A 16,988-nucleotide genomic window follows, 5' to 3' on the forward strand; every position below is an offset into this window, starting at 1 on the left:
CCTGTGCCGGTATCTGTGAGCCTCCCGCACGCGATCACGTCGCCGCCCCGAAGCCCGTCACGCACCGCCTCGCCGTCCGCGGAGGCGGTGGGCGATGTGCGTCCGGTGGAAGAGTGTCGGGCGGCAGGTCAGACGGTGCCCGCAGCTTCCAGTCTCGCCAGGTCGGCGGGGGTAAGGCCGAGGAGGCCGGTGTAGACCTCGGCGTTGTGCTGGCCGAGGAGAGGGCCCAGGGAGTGGACCGTGCCGGGGGTGTCCGACAGTTTGGGAAAGACGTTCTGCATCGGGAAGTCGCCGAACTCGGGGTGAGCGAGGCGGATGATGGCTTCGCGGGCTTTGAAGTGCGGGTCGGCGAGCATGTCCTTGGCGCGGTAGGTCAGGCCCGCGGGGATGCCGTTCTCGTGCAGCAGTTCCAGCAGCGGTTCGGACTCGTATGTGGCGGTCCACTGGGCGATGAGGTCGTCGAGTTCCTCGGCGTTGGCGCCACGGGCGCCGTGGGTGGCGTAGCGGGGGTCGTCGGCCAGTTCGGGACGGCCCATGATCTCGGCGAGGCGGGTCCAGACGGTGTCACGGTTGGCGGCGATGAGGACGGGGCCGTCCTTGGTGGGGTAGACGTTGCTGGGTGCGACGTTGGGCAGGACGGAGCCGGTGCGTTCGCGCTGGTATCCGGCCAGTTCCCATTCGGGGACGAGGGATTCCATGAGCGCGAAGACGGCTTCGTAGAGGGCGGAGTCGACGATCTGGCCCTTGCCGGTGCGCTGCCGGGCGTGCAGGGCGACCAGGGTGCCCAGGGCGGCGAAGGTGCCGGCGAGTTCGTCGCCCAGGGAGATCCCGGCGCGGGCGGGCGGGTTGCCGGGGTCGCCGGTGACGTAGCGGATGCCGCCCATGGCCTCGCCGATGGAGCCGAAGCCGGCGCGCGGCGCGTACGGGCCGTCCTGCCCGTAGCCGGTGACCCGGGTGATGATGAGGCCGGGGTTGGTCTCCCACAGGGTCTCGGGCGCCAGGCCCCAGCGCTCCAGGGTGCCGGGCCGGAAGTTCTCGATCAGCACGTCGGCCTCGGTGATGAGGCGGCGGGCGAGGTCCTGGCCCTGGGGCGTGCGCAGGTTGAGGGTGATCGATTTCTTGTTGCGGGCCAGGATCGGCCACCACAGGGACTGGCCGTGTGGTTTCTCCCTGCCCCATTCGCGCATGGGGTCGCCGGCGCCGGGCGGCTCGATCTTGATGACCTCGGCGCCGAAGTCGCCGAGCAACTGGCCGCAGAACGGGCCGGCGAGCAACTGACCCATCTCGACGACCCGCAGGTCGCCCAGGGCGCGGGGGGAGTCGCTGGTCACTGGTCCTCCTTGAGGTTGGCCGCGGCCGCGCGCAGATGGGAGCGCATGACTGAGGCGGCCCATTCGGGGTCTCTGGCGGCGATCGCGTCGACGACTTCGCGGTGGTGCGCCATGCTCCGCGCCATCGTCTCGGCGTCGTAGCGGTGGAAGGTTCCGAGGATGAGGGGTGCGTGCATGACGGACGTCAGCATGGCCGGGAGCCTCTGGTTGCCGGAGGCGTCGATGAGGGCGGCGTGGAAGCGCGAGTTGAGCTGGGCGAGGCGGGCCAGCTCGCGCTCCGCCGCGGCCCGTTCCATCGCCGCGCACAGGCCGCGCAGCTCGATGAGGACGGGCTCCTCCAGGCCGATCCGGGCGGCGCGGGCCGCCGCGTACGGCTCCAGCAGTGTGCGCAGCTCGAAGATCTCCTCCAGGTCGGCGGCCGTCCACAGGACGACCCGGGCGCCGCGGTGCGGCAGCACCTCGACCAGGCCGTCCGCACCGAGCCGCTGCAGCGCCTCCCGGACGGGCGTGCGCGAGAGCCCGAGCATCTCGGCGAGCTCGGCCTCCCCCAGGCGGGTGCCGGGCGCGGCCTCCCCGGAGAGGATCATCTGGCGCACCGCCTCGTAGGCGGTGTCAGTGGCGCGCTGACCAGCGGGCATCGACCCTCCTCAGTTCCATTGCATACAACGTAGGGGAACTACCGGAAATAAACCAGCAAACTTGCGGAGATAAGAGACACATTGCATACAACAGTGCTGGAAGTCGACCCGCGTGACGGACTCCAGAACGAAGAACGCGCGCTCTCACCCGAGGACAGGATCGCCCTCATCACCCGCTGCGTCGAAGCTGGGGCGCGCAGGATCGAGGCCGTGTCCTTCGTCAACCCCAAGCGGGTCCCGCAGATGGCGGGCGCCGAGGAGGTCATGGCGGGGTCCCCCGCCGGGAGGGCGTCTCCTACAGCGGCCTTGTGCTCAACCGGCGCGGCCTGGACCAGGCGCTGGAGGCCGGGGTGGACGAGGGCGCCGCCGTTCTGGACACCAGCACCGGCGGTTTCGGCCGCTGCCCGTTCGCCCTCGCCGCCACCGGCAACATCGCCACCGAGGATCTGCTGTACATGCTGCACAGGAGCGGCATCGAGACGGGCCTCGACCTGGAGGCCGTCGCCGCCACCGGCATTTGGCTCGGTGAGCTCCTCGACGAACCCGCCCCCGCCCTCCTCGGCCGCGCCGGCCCCTTCTGACCTCGAAGAGAAGACGCCCGCGCCGCCCGGAGGGGGCAACGCGGGCGTCTCACCCGTTCAGGAGAGAAGAGGAAATCCGATCAAGCGGGCTGGGAAAGGTGGCGGGGGTTGGCGACGACGAGCTTGTCGACGACGGAGGCGCGGACGGCGCAGACCACCTCGTCCATGCGGTCGTCGAACCTGCCGTTGCGGATCCCGAGCGCGAGGTCGGCGTCGGTCGCGCAGCCCAGGGCGCGCAGCCGTTCGCGCTGGGCCACCCAGTGCAGATCTCCCAGCAGCAACTCCCGCCGGGCGATGCGCAGGGCCGAGACCGCGACCCTGTTGTGGAAGCGCAGCCGCTCGTCACCCGGCTCGGCGGACGCGAGGTAGGCGCTGACGGCGTCGATGAGCGAGGAGGCTCCCGGCCGGTCGTGCGGGCCGGGCACGGCGGCGGGGCCGGATCCGTCCAGCCCCTTCAAGGGGTCGGCGACCGCGACGGGCTCCGTCAGCCCGAGGGACAGCAGCAAGTCGTGCTCCTGCTCGCAGACCCTCCGCCCCAGGACGGCGAACTCCACCGAGGCGTCAGAGCCGCTCAGGTACCGCTCGGCCTGGTTGCGGCACAAGACCGTCCAGCGGAGCGTCCCGTACACCTCCCACCAGTGCAGTTCCTCCTCGGACGGGGGCGTACCCCCGGCCTCGGCGTATCCGGCCAGCAGGTCGGCGCGCGGGCCGAAGCCGCCGACGGGTTCGGGCGAGCCGAACCGCCACGCCTTCACACACAGCCAGCCCAGGTCCTCCCACGGGTCGCCGACGTGGGCCAGTTCCCAGTCGAGGACCCCGCGGACACCCCTCTCGTCGACCATGAGGTTGCCGTTGCGGAAGTCGCCGTGCACGACCGTGCGCCCTCCGGACGCGTCCGGGCGGTTGCGCTCCAGCCACCGCAGCGCCAGTTCCACCGCCGGGCGGGGTTCGGCGAATGACTCGTAGAGCGCGGCGAGTTCCTCCAGGGGATCGCCATCCGGCAGGCCGGGCACGGCGTCCGGCCGCAGCGCGTGCAGCCGGGCGAGGATCCCGCCCAGCTCCCGGGCCAGCGCGGGGCGCACCGCCGCGAACCGCTCGTCGCGCAGCAGCCGCCGCGGGATCGTCTCCCCCGCCAGCCGCTCCATGATCAGGTATGGGGTGCCGCGCAGCGCGTCCCCGTGGTCGACGAGCGCGGGCACCGGCACCCCGGCGGCGGCCGCCGCCATGAGCAACCCGGCCTCGCGGGCCATGGCCGGAGCGTCGGGCCTGCCGGGCGGGTCCAGGCGCAGGATCAGCGGCCGCCCATCCGCCTCGAACGCCCAGGTCTCCCGGCTCGCCCCGCCCGAGAGCCGCTTCAGGCCGCCGACCGCGACCGGCCGGCCCGCCAAGACCTCCAGGCGGGACGCGAGCTCCTCCGCCGGCCCGCCGCTCATCGCCGTGCCGCGCGCTGGGCGGCGGCCAGGGCGTGCAGCGGGTCGGTGCCGCGCGTGTCGGCGTACTCCTCGATCCGGGAGATCCGCCCGTCCTCGGTGACGGTGGCGAAAAGGCACGTCGCGACCTCGATGGCCGTCCCGTCCGACAGGCTCCCGCGCAGCACGTGCCGCTGGACGAAGCCGGACGGGAGGGTGTCGCGCCGGATCTCGTCGTAGGAGATCCCCCGCAGGTTCGCCGACAGCCAGCGCAGGGTGCGCAGGTTGTCCTCGACGCGCTGCTCGGAGCCGCCGCCCGCGCCGGGACCGTTGTGCCAGATCAGCGCGTCGGGGGTGTAGACGGCACGCAGCGTGTCGAGGTCACCGCCGGTGATGGCGGCGATGAAACGGTCGGCGAGTTCTTCGTACACGGTCACTGCTCCTAGGCGGGTTCACGGGGCGGGCGCCAGGCCGAGGGCCCGGATGTTGAGGGCGTCCAGGGTGTCGAGGAGCCTTTCGGTGCCGGCGTGGTCCTCTTCCTGGACCAGCCAGAGGTAGAGGGAGTGGTCGACCATCGCGGCGAGGGCGCGGGCGGTCATCTCGGGGTCGAGTGAGGCGTCCACGAGCCCTTCGCTCTGCCACCGCTCGATCGCCCGAGCGGATCGGGCGACGGAGACGGCGCGGTGCTTACGCCGCAGCTCCTTGAAATCCTCATTGAACGTGGCCACCTGCTCGATGATCGCCATCATCCTGGCGTTGCGCAGATAGGCCTCGTAGTAGGCGCGGTTCGCACGGCGGATACGGGCGGCGGGCGACGGACCCGGGGACGGGAGGACGCCGTGGTCGGTCATGTCGGCGAAGAGCCGGTCGGCGACCTCCAGGAAGATCGCCTCTTTGGTGGGGAAGTACCTGTAGAAGGAGCCGTAGGCCACCTTGGCGTGCCGCGCTATATGGGCGACCCGGGTGTCGAGGAAGCCGCGCTCCTCGAACACCTCGCGCGCCGCGACGACCAGCTTCTCCCTGGTACGCGCGCCGCGCTCGGTGAGGGGGGTCTCGCCGCTCTGCATGGCTCTGGTTCCTTCCTGTCCGTTCCTGTCCAGGGTTGACAACCCGATGTTCGCAGGAACAGGATCCGAGCATCGGATAAGTTGATATGACTGTCAAGTCAGGTTCGAGGAGTGCACGTTCATGACCGTGCGGGAGCAGCGTCCATGCTGATCAACGACATCATCGAGTTCGCCGCGCGCAAGCATCCCGGGCGCACCGCCCTGCGCTTCGAGGAGCAGGTGATCACCTTCGCCGGGATGCGCGACCGCATCCGGCGCGTCGCCAACGCCTTGCGCACCGTCGCCGAGCCCGGCGACCGGGTGGCCGTCCTGTCGGGGAATCGGCCCGAGTACGTCGACCTCTATTACGGGGTCCCCGCCGCCGGAATGGCGCTGACGTTCCTCAACCACCGACTCCACCCGTCGGAGATCGCCGCCCTTGTGAACCACGCCCAGGCGTCCGTCCTCATCGTCAGCGGCGAGCACCTCGGGGCGATGAGCGAGCATCGCGCCGCCATGCCGACCGTGAAGACCGTCATCGCCCTGGACGGCGGAGGCGACGCCGACTACACCGAACTCGTCTCGGCCGCCTCCACGGCCGAGCCGCCTCGGGTGGACGAGGACTCCGTCGCCTGGCTCGTCTACACCAGCGGGACCACCGGCAGACCCAAGGGCGTCATGCTGTCCCACAAGAACCTGCTCACGGGTGTCATCAGCTCCGTCGCGCACTGGAACGTGCCCGACGACCAGGTGTTCCTCTTCTGCTTCCCGCTCTGCCACGTCGGCGGCTACGTCGTCCTGGTCAACCACCTGCGCTCGTGCACGGTCGGCATCCTCCGGGCCTACGACAACGCGACGTTCTTGCGCCTGGTCGCAGAGTGGAAGGTCACCAACACCGGCCTCGCCCCCACGATGATCGCGTTCCTGCTGCGCCACCCCGGCATCGAGGACGAGGACCTCGGCACGCTCCGCGCGATCGGCTACGGCGCGTCCGCGATCCCGGCCGAGGTGCTGCGCCGCGGCATGGAGGTGCTCGGCTGTGACTTCTACCAGGGCATGGGCATGAGCGAGCTGGGCGGCAACATTCTGCACTTCGGCGAGGCCGAGCACCGCCGCGCCGCCGCCGGCGAGACCCACCTGCTGGCCGCCGCCGGCCGTCCCATGGACCTGGCGTCGATCCGGATCGTGGACCCCGACTTCAACGACGTCCCTCCCGGAGAGCCCGGCGAGATGCTCGTGCGCGGCGACCAGGTGATGCTGGGCTACTGGCGCGAGCCCGAGCTGACCGAGGCCTCGTTCCGCAACGGCTGGTTCCGCACCGGCGACGTCGTCCGGCAGGACGCCGAGGGCATGGTCTACATCGTCGACCGGCTCAAGGACATGATCATCACGGGCGGGGAGAACGTCGCCTCCCGCGAGGTCGAGGAGATCCTCTACCGGCACCCGGCCGTCCAGGACGTCGCCGTCTTCGGCGTCCCCGACCCCCAGTGGGGCGAGTCCGTCTGCGCCGCCGTGGTGCTGCGCGAGGGCTCGGCGGAGGATCCCGACTCGATCATCGCCTTCGCCCGGGAGCACCTCGGCGGCTACAAGGTGCCCAGGCGGATCGAGTTCATCCGCGAACTGCCGCGCAACATCGCGGGCAAGGTGCTCAAGCGCGACCTGCGGGCCGTCCACATCGCAAAGGATCAGACATGACGAACACGACCGAGCCGACCAACACCGAGTTCGAGCTGGGCGGCATCAACCATCTGGCCCTCGTCTCGGCCGACATGCAGCGGACGATCGACTTCTACTCCGGCGTCCTGGGCATGCCGCTGGTGAAGACCCTGCAGCTGCCGCACGGCATGGGCCAGCACTTCTTCTTCGACTGCGGCGGCGGCAACTGCATCGCGTTCTTCTGGTTCCCCGAGGCCCCCGACGGCGTCCCCGGGATCTCCTCCCCCGCGACCCGCCCCGAACAGGGCGAGCTCGTCAGCGCGACCGGCTCGATGAACCACGTCGCCTTCCACGTGCCGGCCGCAAGGTTCGAGGAGTACCGGGAACGGCTCAAGGCCAAGGGCGTCGAGGTCAGCCCGATCCTCAACCACGACGACAGCCTCTCCGGAGTCTCTCGCAGCCTCCATGAGGGGGTGTTCGTCCGGTCCTTCTACTTTCAGGACCCCGACGGCGCCCTGCTGGAGTTCGCCTGCTGGACGCGCGAGTTCACCGAGGCGGACGTCTCCCACGAACCCAAGACCGCCGCCGACCGCGTCGCCCCCGCGACGGCCTGAGAGGAGCCACCCATGCCCCGTCTTCGCGAGGTACCCCGCGCCGAGGTCACCGACGAGCGGATCCTCTTCTTCTACGACCGCCTGTTCGCCCCCGACCGGGACCCGGCCGTCGACCACGGCACCGCCACCGGAACCCCGGGCGACTGGTGGACGGTCTTCGCCCAGGACCCCGACGTGTTCCGGCACGCCGTCCGAGGCTTCGCCCTCTACCGCAACGCCAGGCTCGATCCCCTCCTGCGCGAGCTCGGCCAGTGCCGGGCCGGGTGGGCGCGCGGCAGCCAGTTCGTCTTCTCCCAGCACTGCAAGCAGATGCGGGCACTGGGCATGCCCGAGGAGAAGATCCAGGCGATCCCGCACTGGCAGACCGCCGACTGCTACGACCGGCTGGAGCGAGCCGTACTGGCCTACACCGACGGCATCGTCCTGGACGGCGGGCGGGTCGCCGACGAGATCTTCGCCGTCCTCAAGGAGCACCTGAGCGACCAGGAGATCCTGGCCCTCACCTACATCACCTGCCTCTACGAGATGCACGCGACGATGTCCAAGGTGCTCCGGCTGGAGTTCGACGACCGCCCCGAGCCGGTCACCGAGGTCGCCGCTCCCGAGGGTTACGGTGCCCGCGACATCTCCGCCGACCTGGCCGGGGAGAACTGATGCTCTTCCCCGTGCCCGGCAGGATCCGCGACCTCCGCGACGCCGTCCACGCCTTCATGACCGAACGGGTCGAACCGGCCGAACCCGTGCTGAACGCCGGCGGAGTCGAGGCCCGGGAACTGTTCGAACGGCTGCGGAAGGAGGCCAAGGCCGAGGGCCTGTGGGCGCTCGGCCACCCCGCCGAGCTCGGCGGAGGCGGGCTGCCGTTCCTGGACTACGTGTACGTCAACGAGGTGCAGGGCCGCAGCGAGTGGGGCCAGCTCGTCCTGGGCACGTTCACCCTCCAGGACTCGATCATGCTGCACAAGTACGCGAGCCCGCGCTGGCGGGAGCGCTACCTGGCGCCGATGGTCGCCGGAGAGGTCTCGCCGAGCTTCGCGATGACCGAGCCCGACGTCGCCGGCTCCGATCCGACGGGCCTGCGCACCACCGCCGTTCTGGACGGCGACGAGTGGGTGATCAACGGCCGTAAGTGGTTCACCACCGGGGCCGCCGCCGCGGCGTACACGACCGTCATGTGCCGCACCGAGCCGGACGACGCGCCGCCCCACAAGGCGTTCAGCATGATCATCGTCCCGACGGACACGCCCGGCTACCGCATCGTGCGGGAGACCCCCGTCCTGGGCATCCACGGCGGCCACTACGAGGTCGACTACGACGACGTACGCGTCCCGGCCGACAACCTGCTGGGGCCGCGCGGCCACGGCTTCGTCATCGCCCAGGACCGCCTGGGGCCGGGCCGGATCTTTCACTGCATGCGGTGGCTCGGCCAGGCCCAGCGCGCGTTCGAGCTGATGTGCGCCCGGCTGGAGCAGCGGACGGCCTTCGGGGAGAAGCTGGGCGCCAAGCAGCTCATGCAGCAGCACGTGTTCGACTCCTACGCCGAGATCCAGGCCGCCCGGATGCTCACCCTCCAGGCCGCCGAGCGGATCGACGCCGGCGACCAGGCTCGTGTCGAGATCGCCACCATCAAGGTGGTGGGCGCCCGGATGGTGCACAACGTCATCGACCGCGCCATCCAGGTCCACGGCGCGGCCGGGCTCACCGACGATCTGCCCCTGTCGCGGATGTACCGCCACGCGCGGGAGGCCAGGCTCTACGACGGGCCCGACGAGGTCCACATCCAGAGCACCGCCAAGCGCATCCTGCGCCGGGTCGGCGCCGGTTCCTGACGGACTTCCGCAGTTGAAGCGGCGGGCCTTCCCCGGTTTCCACCGGGGAAGGCCCGCCGCGCATCAGCCGTACGGAGAGAAAAAGTGTCAGGCGTCGTGGTAGTTGAGCTTCAGACCCGGACGCGGCCACTCGATCTTCAGGAGCTGCCCGGTGCTGGAGGCGGTGACGTAGGCGGTGCGCATGTCCTTGCCGCCCCAGCAGATGTTGGTGATGCCGGGGTCGTCGTCGACGTCGATCTTGACGAACTGGACGAGCTTCCCGTCGGGACCGACCACCGAGATGCCCGCGTTGACCATGGACGCCACGTTGACGTTGCCGTGGGCGTCGACGCCGAGGGAGTCGAAGTTGACGTAGTTCGGAGCGGTGTAGAGGAAGTTTCCGTTCCCCGAGCCTCCCAGGGACTTCCCTCCCACGATCTGGCCGGGGCCCGTCACGTCCCACCACCAGACGCGGGCGGTGTACGTCTCGCTGACGTACAGGCGCTCGCCGTCCGGGGAGAGGCCGATGCCGTTCGGGCCCTCCATGCCGGCCGCGATGGTCTTGCAGGACGAGCCGTCGGCCTTGGCGTAGTAGATCCGGCCCTTGTCGCAGGTGTCGCCGTCGCTCTTGCCGTAGTCGGTGAAGTAGATGCCGCCGTGGGCGTCGAAGACGAGGTCGTTCGGGCCGCGCAGGTCGCGTCCGTCGTCGTCCTTGGTGTAGAGGGTCTCCACGGAGCCGTCCGACAGGTCGACGGCCTGGATGCTGCCGCTGGTGTAGTCGGCGGGGATGCCGCCGGCGAAGACGAAGCCGCCCACCTCGAAGCGGTGCATGCCGCCGCAGTTGGCGATGTATACACGTCCGTCCGGGCCGAGGGCGGCGCCGTTCGGGCCGCCGCCGACCTCGGCGACGACCGAGGTCGTGCCATCCGGCGCGACCCTGGTGAGGGTGCCCCGGTGGATCTCCACCACGAGGACGTCGCCGTTCGGCAGCGCGACCGGGCCCTCCGGGAACAGCAGCCCGTCGGCCAGCTTCGTGATCTTCATTTTCTTCCTCCGCAGGTGCCTGTGCTCTGCCCGGTCGCCCGCCCTGGTCCCGGCGGCGGCGGTGCCTCCGGCCGTGATCACCAAGCCGGTGGCCGCGACCCCCAGTCCCGAGAGCAGCGACCGGCGAGTGAACCGATCTCGTGGCGTGTCCATGTCCAACCACCCCTTCGTGCCGGCCGGCCGCGAGGCCCGCACCCACTCCCCCGGGCACGGTCACGCCGCTCGGCCTGCCGGCGGACGGGCGGGATCGGGTGGGACGCGCGGACCACGCCCGCACGGCGGCATACCTCGGTACGGCCCGCCGTGCGTCGGCAGTAGATCCCTTGACCCCAAGATTGCACACAATCTGGCCAAAAATCCAGCTCTTAAGCCCAGAAAATCGACTGATTGTATGCAGTCTAGGTTGGGAGGAATCCTAGGCGGTGTGCGGGAGCGCGCAGGGCGGCAGATCGTGAGCGCGCCGGCGTCCTGGATGCGGGCCAGGCGTGCCTGGCGGCTGCCGCGCCGGTGGTGATCGAGCGGTGCGTGTACCGTGCTGGTCGACGGCCGGCGGGTGGTGTCCTGCCCGATGCCGGCGGTCGCGGCCGATGGTGCTGAGGTCACCACCGTCAGCGGTCTGGCGGCCGAGGGTGGGGTGTCGCCGTTGCAGCAGGCGTTCGTCCGACACGACGGGTTCCAGTGCGGTTACTGCACGCCGGGGCAGATCTGCTCGGCCGTCGGGATGCCGGCCGAGCACGCGGCGGGCCGACCCAGCGCCGTCACCGCCGATGACCTGCCAGAGGGCCCGGCGCCTGAGTTGGACGCGGCGGAGGTACGCGAGCGCACGAGCGACAACCTGCGCCGCCGCGCGCGTATCCCTCGATCGTGCGAGCGGTGCTCGGCCCGCGGGGCGGCATGCCTCGGACACGGGCCAGGTCGACACGCCGGCGGCTCACACCTCAGGGGCCCCCGTCTCCTTCAGCTCACCGCCGGCCAGCCGCAGCCACCGGTTCACGCCAATCTCGCGCAGGAACCGCTCGTCGTGGCCGACCACCACGAAGGCCCCCTGGTAGGAGTTCAGGGCGCTCTCCAACTGGCCCACGCTGACCAGGTCGAGGTTGTTCGTCGGCTCGTCCAGGAGCAGCAGGTGCGGAGCCGGCTCCGCGCACAGCACACAGGCCAGGGTGGCGCGCAGCCGCTCACCTCCGGAGAGCACCCCGACGGGCAGATGGGCGCGAGGCCCCCGGAAGAGGAAGCGGGCGAGCAGGTTCATTCGCTCGGCCTCCGGTCGCTCCGGGGCGTAGTCGGCGAAGTTCTCGGCGACCGTACGGTCCGGGTCCAGCAGGTCGAGGCGCTGCGAGAGGTAAGCGATGCGTCCGTCGGCCCGCTTGATCTCGCCGCTCTGTGGTGTCAGGTCGCCGTTGAGCAGACGCAGCAGCGTGCTCTTGCCGGCACCGTTGGGACCGGTCAGCGCGATGCGTTCCGGGCCCCGGACGGTCAGGTCGACGCCCTGGCCGGCGAACACGTCCTTGTCGCCGAGGCGGACGCGGAGCTGCTCGCCGAGGAACAGGTTGCGTCCGGCGGGCACGTTGGTGGCCGGCAGGTCCAGCGTGATGCGCTGCTCCTCGCGCAGCGCACGCCCGGCCTCGTCCAGCCGGGCCTTCGCCTCGCTGACCCGGCCGGCGTGCATCTGGCCCGCCCGGCCCGCGGACTCCTGCGCGCCCCGCTTCATGGTGCCGGCGAAGATGCGGGGCAGACCGGCGTTCTTCAGGTTGCGGGCGGCGTTGCTCTGCCGACGTTCGGCGCGCTCGCGAGCCTGCTGCAGCTCCCGCTTCTCCCGCCTCAGCTCCTGCTGGGCGTTGCGGACGTTCTTCTCGGCGACTTCCTGCTCGGCCCGCACGGCCTCTTCGTACTCGGTGAAGTTGCCGCCGTAGAAGCGCAGTTCGCCGCAGTCGAGTTCGGCGATGCGTTCCATGCGGTCGAGCAGGGCGCGGTCGTGGCTGACCAGAAGCAGGCAGCCGTTGAAATCCTCCAGCACGTCGTAGAGCTTGTGCCGGGCGTCGAGGTCGAGGTTGTTGGTGGGCTCGTCGAGCAGCAGCACGTCGGGCCGCTTCAGCAACTGGGCGGCGAGACCGAGGGAGATGACCTGGCCGCCGCTGAGGGTGCTCAGGCTGCGATTCAGGGTCAGGCCGGCCAGACCGAGGCGGTCGAGCTGGGCGCGGGTGCGTTCCTCGATGTCCCAGTCGTCACCGATGGTGGTGAAGTGTTCCTCGTCGACGTCCCCGGACTCCACGGCGTCGATGGCCTGGATGATCCCGGCGACGCCCAGCACCTCGGCGACCGTGAGCTCGCCGGTCAGGGGGAGGCTCTGCGGGAGGTAGCCAAGGGTGCCGGCCACGGAGACCGACCCGGTGCCGGGCCGCAGTTCACCGGCGATGAGCTTGAGCAGCGTGCTCTTGCCGGTGCCGTTGGGCGCGACGAGGCCGGTGCGGCCAGAGCCGAGGGAGAAGGACAGGTCCCGGAAGACGGGGGTGTCGTCGGGCCAGGTGAAGGACAGGTTCGAGCAGACGACGGAGGCGTCGGACATGGAGGTGACCTCGTGGGAGGGGGCAGAGAAGACATTCCCGCCCCGGCAGCAGACAGGGGAAAGGGAGACGACAGCGAGGCCACGTCGGCGGCGCTTCCACGCACCGGCACGGTGGCCTGTCGGGTCCGGGTATCACCCGGAGATGTCGTCGTCCACCACCATGTCGTCTGGACTCCTCAACGAACGATCAACGTCTCCGCCAGTCTAACAACAGGGGGCGTCGGACCAGGGACACGACGGGTCACGGGGCTTGAGCACCAACGAAGCGACCAGTGGCGGTAGCGGACTGAAGGCTGCCGGGTTGTCGCCACTGGCCGGTCGGATGTCCGTCAACGGTACCCGCAGTGAGCGATCTTGGGTGGCCGAGGGCGAGGCAGAGGTCTCGGAAGTCACCACGCAGCCTGGTGACGCCATCGGCCGGGAATTGCTGCCGCTGTTCGGGATCACCGATCCGGCGGACGAAACAGAGTTCTTCGAGCAGATGGTGCGAGACCGGCGCCTGGTCATCAGGCTCCGGGTGACGCACCTGTACGGAACGGCCTTGGACGGTCCCGTGACGCGATAGCGGCAACCGGCCGATGGATCGGCCGCAGGGCGAGCTACGAATGAACGCCCCAGCTTGCACTGCGGCCACATCCCTTCGGGGATTGCGAGCAGCTTCTGAGCACTCCCGTGCGGCCGCGGTGATGCTGACGGTCGACACGCATCCGCATTGTGCGCTGATACATGAACGGGTGGCGCAACTGCATGTCGGCAGACGGCGGCACCATGACGCGCGAGAGCCGAGAGCCGCAGGCGGGTGCCCATGCCCGGAACGGTGCCTGGAAGTGTGCGCGAAAGCTCGGCGGGCTAGCCATGGCACCGAACGTCGCCGACACCGCCGCGCATCCCAACGGGGAGATCACCGACGGTTTCACGTTGACGATCGAAGCGCTGCAGGCCGCAAGCGCCGACTTCCGGCGGCTCTGGGCCGAGCACGAGGTGGCGGTCCGGCGCGTCGACCGCAAGACCATCCTCCACCCGCGGGTGGGCCGGCTGACGATGGACTGCGAGACTCTGGTCACTCCCGACCAGGGCCAGCAACTGCTGGTGCTCACCCCGGCGGACGCCGAAGCCCGCGAGCGGCTGGAGCTGCTGCGGGTGCTCGGCATCGAGGAGTTCCCCACGGGAGCCACGGACACGCCCGTACGGTGAAGCGGCCGACCCTGGACGAGGACACCGGTTAAGGTGGTTTCATGCAAGCGAGCACAACCGGACGGGTGCTGCACGACCCCAAGGGAGGGTCGTTCCGGTTCGACGCCGGCGCCGTCTGCCTGGACTTCGCCCACACCGGCGGTGCGGGACGGTACGCGGTGTTCGAGACCCTCCACGAGCCCGCCGACCTGGCTGAATGGCTGGCCCAGCCGCCGCTGGCCGCAGTCATGACGGTCCCCGTGACGACCCGCGAGCTGGCTGCGGCCAAGGCCCTCCGCCAGGCGGTCTGGGACACGGCGCACGCCCGGGCGGCGCACCGCCCGCTCCCCGCCGAGGCGATAGCCACCATCAACCAGGCCGCTGCCAAGGCGCCACTGACCCCCGAGCTGGCCGCCGACGGCACGACCGCCAGGTGGGCGACGCCCGTGCGGGCGTCGCAGGCGCTGTCGGCCCTGGCGCGGGAGATGATCGAGTTGCTGTCCGGGCCGCTGTCCGAACGCATCCGCGAATGCGCGAGCGACAACTGCCCGCTGGTGTTCGTCGACACGTCCCGTCCCGGCACCCGGCGCTGGTGCACGATGGAGCGATGCGGCAACCGCCATAAGCTCCGGGCTCTCCGCGCCCGGCGGGCGGACCCGTGAGGCAGCCGCAGAGTACGCGTGGACAGGCGGCCGAGCGCCTGACGAGTGGGCCGTGGCGTTAAGCCCTGGTCAGCGCTGTCGGATCAGCCCGCTCCGCACACCCGCCAATTCCCACACTCATCCTCCTCACCGCCGGCCACGCCAGTCGACGTCCCCGAGCCCCAGGCCGAGGAACGACAATTCGTCCTGGCAGCCCGCCGGCAGTACCTGGACCATGCCGACGATCAGACCGCCCGCGACGGCGCCGCCGAGCGAGTCCAGACCGCCGATGATCGCGGCGGGGAAGGCGGTGAAAACGACGACCTCCATGCTCAGACTGACGCCCGGACCGGGGATCGAGTAGAGGAGCCCGAGCGAGACACCGTTCGCCGCCAGCTCCAGCAGGTTGGTCATAAGGAGGGTCTCTCTGTGAGCCTGTCGGCCGCGAGGTCCGAGGCGAGTGCGGGCTCCTCGGCTTCCCCGGAGCCCGCGGCGTGCCGCGCGGGGTCACCGCCGAGGTAGGCGCCGATCACCTCGGGATCGTGCCGGACCTGTGCGGGCGTGCCGTCCGCGATGACCCGGCCGAAGTTGAAGACGGTGACGCGGTCCGGCCCACGCGGTGGAGGCTCCCGGACTATCCGCCTTCTGGTGACTACCGCCTGTCAGAGCGGACCAGGGAGGGACTCACCTGTACATGAAACGGCGATCCGGAGCGCTGACCGGACGACAATGACGCGACCGTCCCGGAGAATTCTTCGGCCTTTGCTGTTGCCAGCCCTGTTGCCCGAGAACATACTGCACCGTAAGGGATCCGGTGCCGTATCGGGCCGATCATCCCGGTAAAACCCGTCATCGACTTGATCCCCTTGTGCCCGGAGGCATCAGGGTTATGTCCGGGGAGGTGGCCGCAGGTATTCACCGTTTTACGTTCCCTCGGTCCCGCCGATCGCCGGGCGGCCTCGCCTGCCCGTCCCTGGAGGAATGAACCCATGCGCAAACCTGTCCACGGCGGCACGGTCATCGCCGCCGCCGCAACGGCCGTCATCGGCCTGACCGCACTGCCCGCTCTCGCCGCCACGTGGACCGTTACCGGGAGCGTCGGCCCCTACAGGGCCGTCAGCGTCAATACCAAGCTGACCAAGGGCTTCTATACATTCTCCTGCATACCGTTCGCCGCCGGCGCGAGCGTCACTCTCAACGGGTCCCTTCCCAACGGCACCGGCCTCACCAGCCCGATCGGCAACGTCACCTCCTCCGCCTGGCTCGGCTGCTCGGGCCCGGTCGGCTTGGTCACCATCAGCCATACCGGGGCCTGGCTCATCAATCCCGCCAGCCAGTCCGGCGGCCCGACGTCCCCGGTCACCGGCTCGATCAGCAACATCGGCTTCACCATCGCCGGGTCCGGCTGCACCGCCACCATTACCGGCTCTGTGAACTTCATCTACAACAACGCCGGGACCCTGCAGCTCACCGGGGGGACGGGCCTCACCGTAACCAGTGCCAGTTGCGGAAGCTACCTGGTGGTCAACGACCAGCCGGTCCTTACCGGAAGCTTTGCGGTCACCCCCAACACCATTCGCATCAAAACTCCCTGACGGGCTGAATGTTCCACCTCGGAGCTGGACGGCGGACCAAGTTCAGCCGTCCGGCTCCGGCGACGTGTTCACGCCCGTCTTCCCTTACATCGACAATGCCCATCAGGGTACTGGTGGCACCGTCAGCGCTCCTGCACACGCGGCAAAGGCCATGAGCTCGGCGAATACAAGAAACTCCCCAAGCGCGCCCCTTCAAGGACGCGCCCTTAATGAATGCGGCGCTGCGACCTTTAAGGGCCGACACCTCCTGCCCGAGACACATTGCTCACCCAGCGGCAGCGCCGCCATCCGGCATCGGTGGGCGAGGCGCGTCCGGTCGTCTTGCCGAAGACGCCGTGCCCGTTCGCCGCTTGAGCCTTGATGAGGCTGGGGACGGCTGGTAGCGGCGGGAATGTGAGGAACGAACGCGGGGCTTAGGAAGCGTCGTGGGGCATGCCGGTCGTGTGGGGGGTCGTGTTGTGCGGCTGGTCATCGTGCTGGGGCGTGTGATGGTGAAGGGCGACTTCGGCGGCCCAGCTGGCCAGGAGGCGGAGTTTGTCCTCTGAGTCGCTGCCGGGTTCGGTGCCGTAGGCGACCAGGGTGAGGTCGTCGGCGGGCAGGTCGAGGGATTCGTAGGTGAGGTGGAGGTCGCCGACGACGGGGTGGTGGAAGGGTTTGGCGCCCAGGTGGTGCTGGCGGACGTCATGGCGGGCCCAACGGGTGCGGAAGTCCTCGCTGCGGGTGCACAGCTCACCGACCAGGTCGGTGAGGTCTTTGTCGTAGGGGTCGCGGCCGGCTTCGGCCTGCAGGAGGGCGACGGTGTCGTTGGCGGCGCGTTCCCAATCGCCCCAGAACCGGTGGGAGCGGGGGTCAAGGAAGGTGAACCGGGCGTGGTTGGGGATAGCGCCGC

18 protein-coding genes and 2 pseudogenes are annotated in these 16,988 nt (G+C 70.0%); 10 read left to right on the forward strand and 10 right to left on the reverse strand.

Going from position 1 to position 16,988, the window contains the following annotated elements:
• Positions 1–128: 128 nt before the first annotated feature.
• Together C4U03_RS31145 and C4U03_RS31150 are read right to left on the reverse strand one after the other, a co-directional pair.
• On the reverse strand, positions 129–1,331 hold the full coding sequence (locus C4U03_RS31145) for a CaiB/BaiF CoA transferase family protein (protein ID WP_235018257.1): 1,203 nt from the start codon (positions 1,329–1,331) through the stop codon (positions 129–131).
• Positions 1,328–1,969 (reverse strand): GntR family transcriptional regulator, encoded by a 642-nt coding sequence (locus C4U03_RS31150; protein ID WP_103942940.1) that lies wholly within the window; start codon positions 1,967–1,969, stop codon positions 1,328–1,330. The genes C4U03_RS31145 and C4U03_RS31150 overlap by 4 nt, the downstream gene beginning before the upstream one ends.
• Positions 1,970–2,038: 69 nt before the next feature.
• Between C4U03_RS31150 and C4U03_RS31155 the strand changes: the two are divergent.
• Positions 2,039–2,550 (forward strand): annotated as a pseudogene (locus C4U03_RS31155) (hypothetical protein).
• Positions 2,551–2,630: 80 nt separating this feature from the next.
• Here C4U03_RS31155 and C4U03_RS31160 read toward each other — a convergent pair.
• From C4U03_RS31160 to C4U03_RS31170, 3 genes are read right to left on the reverse strand one after another with little or no spacing between them, the layout of a single operon-like run.
• Positions 2,631–3,983, reverse strand: a complete 1,353-nt coding sequence (locus C4U03_RS31160; protein ID WP_103942942.1) for a phosphotransferase family protein — start codon at positions 3,981–3,983, stop codon at positions 2,631–2,633.
• Positions 3,980–4,396 (reverse strand): nuclear transport factor 2 family protein, encoded by a 417-nt coding sequence (locus C4U03_RS31165; RefSeq protein ID WP_200827591.1) that lies wholly within the window; start codon positions 4,394–4,396, stop codon positions 3,980–3,982. The genes C4U03_RS31160 and C4U03_RS31165 overlap by 4 nt, the downstream gene beginning before the upstream one ends.
• Before the next feature lie 15 nt (positions 4,397–4,411).
• On the reverse strand, positions 4,412–5,026 hold the full coding sequence (locus tag C4U03_RS31170) for a TetR/AcrR family transcriptional regulator (RefSeq protein ID WP_103942945.1): 615 nt from the start codon (positions 5,024–5,026) through the stop codon (positions 4,412–4,414).
• Positions 5,027–5,170: 144 nt separating this feature from the next.
• On the opposite strand from C4U03_RS31170, the gene C4U03_RS31175 reads away from it, so the two are divergent.
• From C4U03_RS31175 to C4U03_RS31190, 4 genes are read left to right on the forward strand one after another with little or no spacing between them, the layout of a single operon-like run.
• Positions 5,171–6,700 carry a long-chain-fatty-acid--CoA ligase gene (locus C4U03_RS31175; protein ID WP_103942947.1) on the forward strand — a complete coding sequence of 510 codons (1,530 nt, stop codon included), beginning with the start codon at positions 5,171–5,173 and terminating at the stop codon, positions 6,698–6,700.
• Positions 6,697–7,275 (forward strand): VOC family protein, encoded by a 579-nt coding sequence (locus C4U03_RS31180; protein ID WP_103942949.1) that lies wholly within the window; start codon positions 6,697–6,699, stop codon positions 7,273–7,275. The genes C4U03_RS31175 and C4U03_RS31180 overlap by 4 nt, the downstream gene beginning before the upstream one ends.
• Before the next feature lie 12 nt (positions 7,276–7,287).
• The gene (locus C4U03_RS31185; protein ID WP_103942952.1) at positions 7,288–7,929 is read left to right on the forward strand and encodes a carboxymuconolactone decarboxylase family protein; all 642 of its coding nucleotides are present in this window, start codon (positions 7,288–7,290) and stop codon (positions 7,927–7,929) included.
• The gene (locus tag C4U03_RS31190; protein ID WP_103942954.1) at positions 7,929–9,101 is read left to right on the forward strand and encodes an acyl-CoA dehydrogenase family protein; all 1,173 of its coding nucleotides are present in this window, start codon (positions 7,929–7,931) and stop codon (positions 9,099–9,101) included. The genes C4U03_RS31185 and C4U03_RS31190 overlap by 1 nt, the downstream gene beginning before the upstream one ends.
• Positions 9,102–9,188: 87 nt before the next feature.
• Here the strand turns inward: C4U03_RS31190 and C4U03_RS31195 are convergent, their stop codons facing one another.
• Positions 9,189–10,124 (reverse strand): SMP-30/gluconolactonase/LRE family protein, encoded by a 936-nt coding sequence (locus C4U03_RS31195; RefSeq protein ID WP_200827592.1) that lies wholly within the window; start codon positions 10,122–10,124, stop codon positions 9,189–9,191.
• Between the two features lie 520 nt (positions 10,125–10,644).
• Between C4U03_RS31195 and C4U03_RS31200 the strand changes: the two are divergent.
• Positions 10,645–10,968: pseudogene (locus C4U03_RS31200) on the forward strand ((2Fe-2S)-binding protein); the annotation flags it as partial.
• Positions 10,969–11,055: 87 nt separating this feature from the next.
• On the opposite strand, the gene abc-f reads toward C4U03_RS31200, so the two are convergent.
• Positions 11,056–12,690, reverse strand: a complete 1,635-nt coding sequence (gene abc-f, locus C4U03_RS31205; RefSeq protein WP_103942956.1) for a ribosomal protection-like ABC-F family protein — start codon at positions 12,688–12,690, stop codon at positions 11,056–11,058.
• Between the two features lie 250 nt (positions 12,691–12,940).
• On the opposite strand from abc-f, the gene C4U03_RS31210 reads away from it, so the two are divergent.
• From C4U03_RS31210 to C4U03_RS31220, 3 genes are all read left to right on the forward strand, one after another.
• Complete coding sequence (locus C4U03_RS31210; RefSeq protein ID WP_200827593.1) at positions 12,941–13,255, forward strand: pyridoxamine 5'-phosphate oxidase family protein; 315 nt, start codon at positions 12,941–12,943, stop codon at positions 13,253–13,255.
• A 290-nt stretch (positions 13,256–13,545) separates the two neighbouring features.
• Positions 13,546–13,884: an MmyB family transcriptional regulator gene (locus C4U03_RS41380; RefSeq protein WP_235018258.1), complete on the forward strand. Its 339-nt coding sequence runs from the start codon at positions 13,546–13,548 to the stop codon at positions 13,882–13,884.
• 41 nt (positions 13,885–13,925) lie between these two features.
• Entirely contained in the window at positions 13,926–14,525 is a 600-nt protein-coding gene (locus C4U03_RS31220) for a CGNR zinc finger domain-containing protein (protein ID WP_235018259.1), read from the forward strand.
• A 126-nt stretch (positions 14,526–14,651) separates the two neighbouring features.
• On the opposite strand, the gene C4U03_RS41385 is transcribed toward C4U03_RS31220, so the two are convergent.
• Both C4U03_RS41385 and C4U03_RS31230 read right to left on the reverse strand, forming a co-directional pair.
• The gene (locus C4U03_RS41385) at positions 14,652–14,918 is read right to left on the reverse strand and encodes a hypothetical protein (RefSeq protein WP_200827595.1); all 267 of its coding nucleotides are present in this window, start codon (positions 14,916–14,918) and stop codon (positions 14,652–14,654) included.
• Positions 14,915–15,142 carry an ABC transporter ATP-binding protein C-terminal domain-containing protein gene (locus C4U03_RS31230; protein ID WP_103942960.1) on the reverse strand — a complete coding sequence of 76 codons (228 nt, stop codon included), beginning with the start codon at positions 15,140–15,142 and terminating at the stop codon, positions 14,915–14,917. The genes C4U03_RS41385 and C4U03_RS31230 overlap by 4 nt, the downstream gene beginning before the upstream one ends.
• 351 nt (positions 15,143–15,493) lie before the next feature.
• Here C4U03_RS31230 and C4U03_RS31235 point away from each other — a divergent pair, with 351 nt between their 5' ends.
• Positions 15,494–16,099 carry a hypothetical protein gene (locus C4U03_RS31235; protein WP_103942962.1) on the forward strand — a complete coding sequence of 202 codons (606 nt, stop codon included), beginning with the start codon at positions 15,494–15,496 and terminating at the stop codon, positions 16,097–16,099.
• Between the two features lie 413 nt (positions 16,100–16,512).
• Here the strand turns inward: C4U03_RS31235 and C4U03_RS31240 are convergent.
• Positions 16,513–16,988: MmyB family transcriptional regulator (locus tag C4U03_RS31240; protein WP_456119809.1), on the reverse strand; the 476-nt coding region annotated here is incomplete at its 5' end.

Source organism: Thermomonospora echinospora (genome assembly GCF_900108175.1).
Taxonomy (GTDB): Bacteria; Actinomycetota; Actinomycetes; order Streptosporangiales; family Streptosporangiaceae; genus Thermomonospora; species Thermomonospora echinospora.

Coding starts and splice junctions, on each gene's coding strand:
- C4U03_RS41380 (WP_235018258.1), top strand. CDS start 13,546: ATGGCACCGAACGTCGCCGACACCGCCGCGCATCCCAACGGGGAGATC.
- C4U03_RS31235 (WP_103942962.1), top strand. CDS start 15,494: ATGCGCAAACCTGTCCACGGCGGCACGGTCATCGCCGCCGCCGCAACG.
- C4U03_RS31190 (WP_103942954.1), top strand. CDS start 7,929: ATGCTCTTCCCCGTGCCCGGCAGGATCCGCGACCTCCGCGACGCCGTC.
- C4U03_RS31175 (WP_103942947.1), top strand. CDS start 5,171: ATGCTGATCAACGACATCATCGAGTTCGCCGCGCGCAAGCATCCCGGG.
- C4U03_RS31185 (WP_103942952.1), top strand. CDS start 7,288: ATGCCCCGTCTTCGCGAGGTACCCCGCGCCGAGGTCACCGACGAGCGG.
- C4U03_RS41385 (WP_200827595.1), bottom strand. CDS start 14,918: ATGACCAACCTGCTGGAGCTGGCGGCGAACGGTGTCTCGCTCGGGCTC.
- abc-f (WP_103942956.1), bottom strand. CDS start 12,690: ATGTCCGACGCCTCCGTCGTCTGCTCGAACCTGTCCTTCACCTGGCCC.
- C4U03_RS31220 (WP_235018259.1), top strand. CDS start 13,926: ATGCAAGCGAGCACAACCGGACGGGTGCTGCACGACCCCAAGGGAGGG.
- C4U03_RS31180 (WP_103942949.1), top strand. CDS start 6,697: ATGACGAACACGACCGAGCCGACCAACACCGAGTTCGAGCTGGGCGGC.
- C4U03_RS31150 (WP_103942940.1), bottom strand. CDS start 1,969: ATGCCCGCTGGTCAGCGCGCCACTGACACCGCCTACGAGGCGGTGCGC.
- C4U03_RS31195 (WP_200827592.1), bottom strand. CDS start 10,124: ATGAAGATCACGAAGCTGGCCGACGGGCTGCTGTTCCCGGAGGGCCCG.
- C4U03_RS31160 (WP_103942942.1), bottom strand. CDS start 3,983: ATGAGCGGCGGGCCGGCGGAGGAGCTCGCGTCCCGCCTGGAGGTCTTG.
- C4U03_RS31170 (WP_103942945.1), bottom strand. CDS start 5,026: ATGCAGAGCGGCGAGACCCCCCTCACCGAGCGCGGCGCGCGTACCAGG.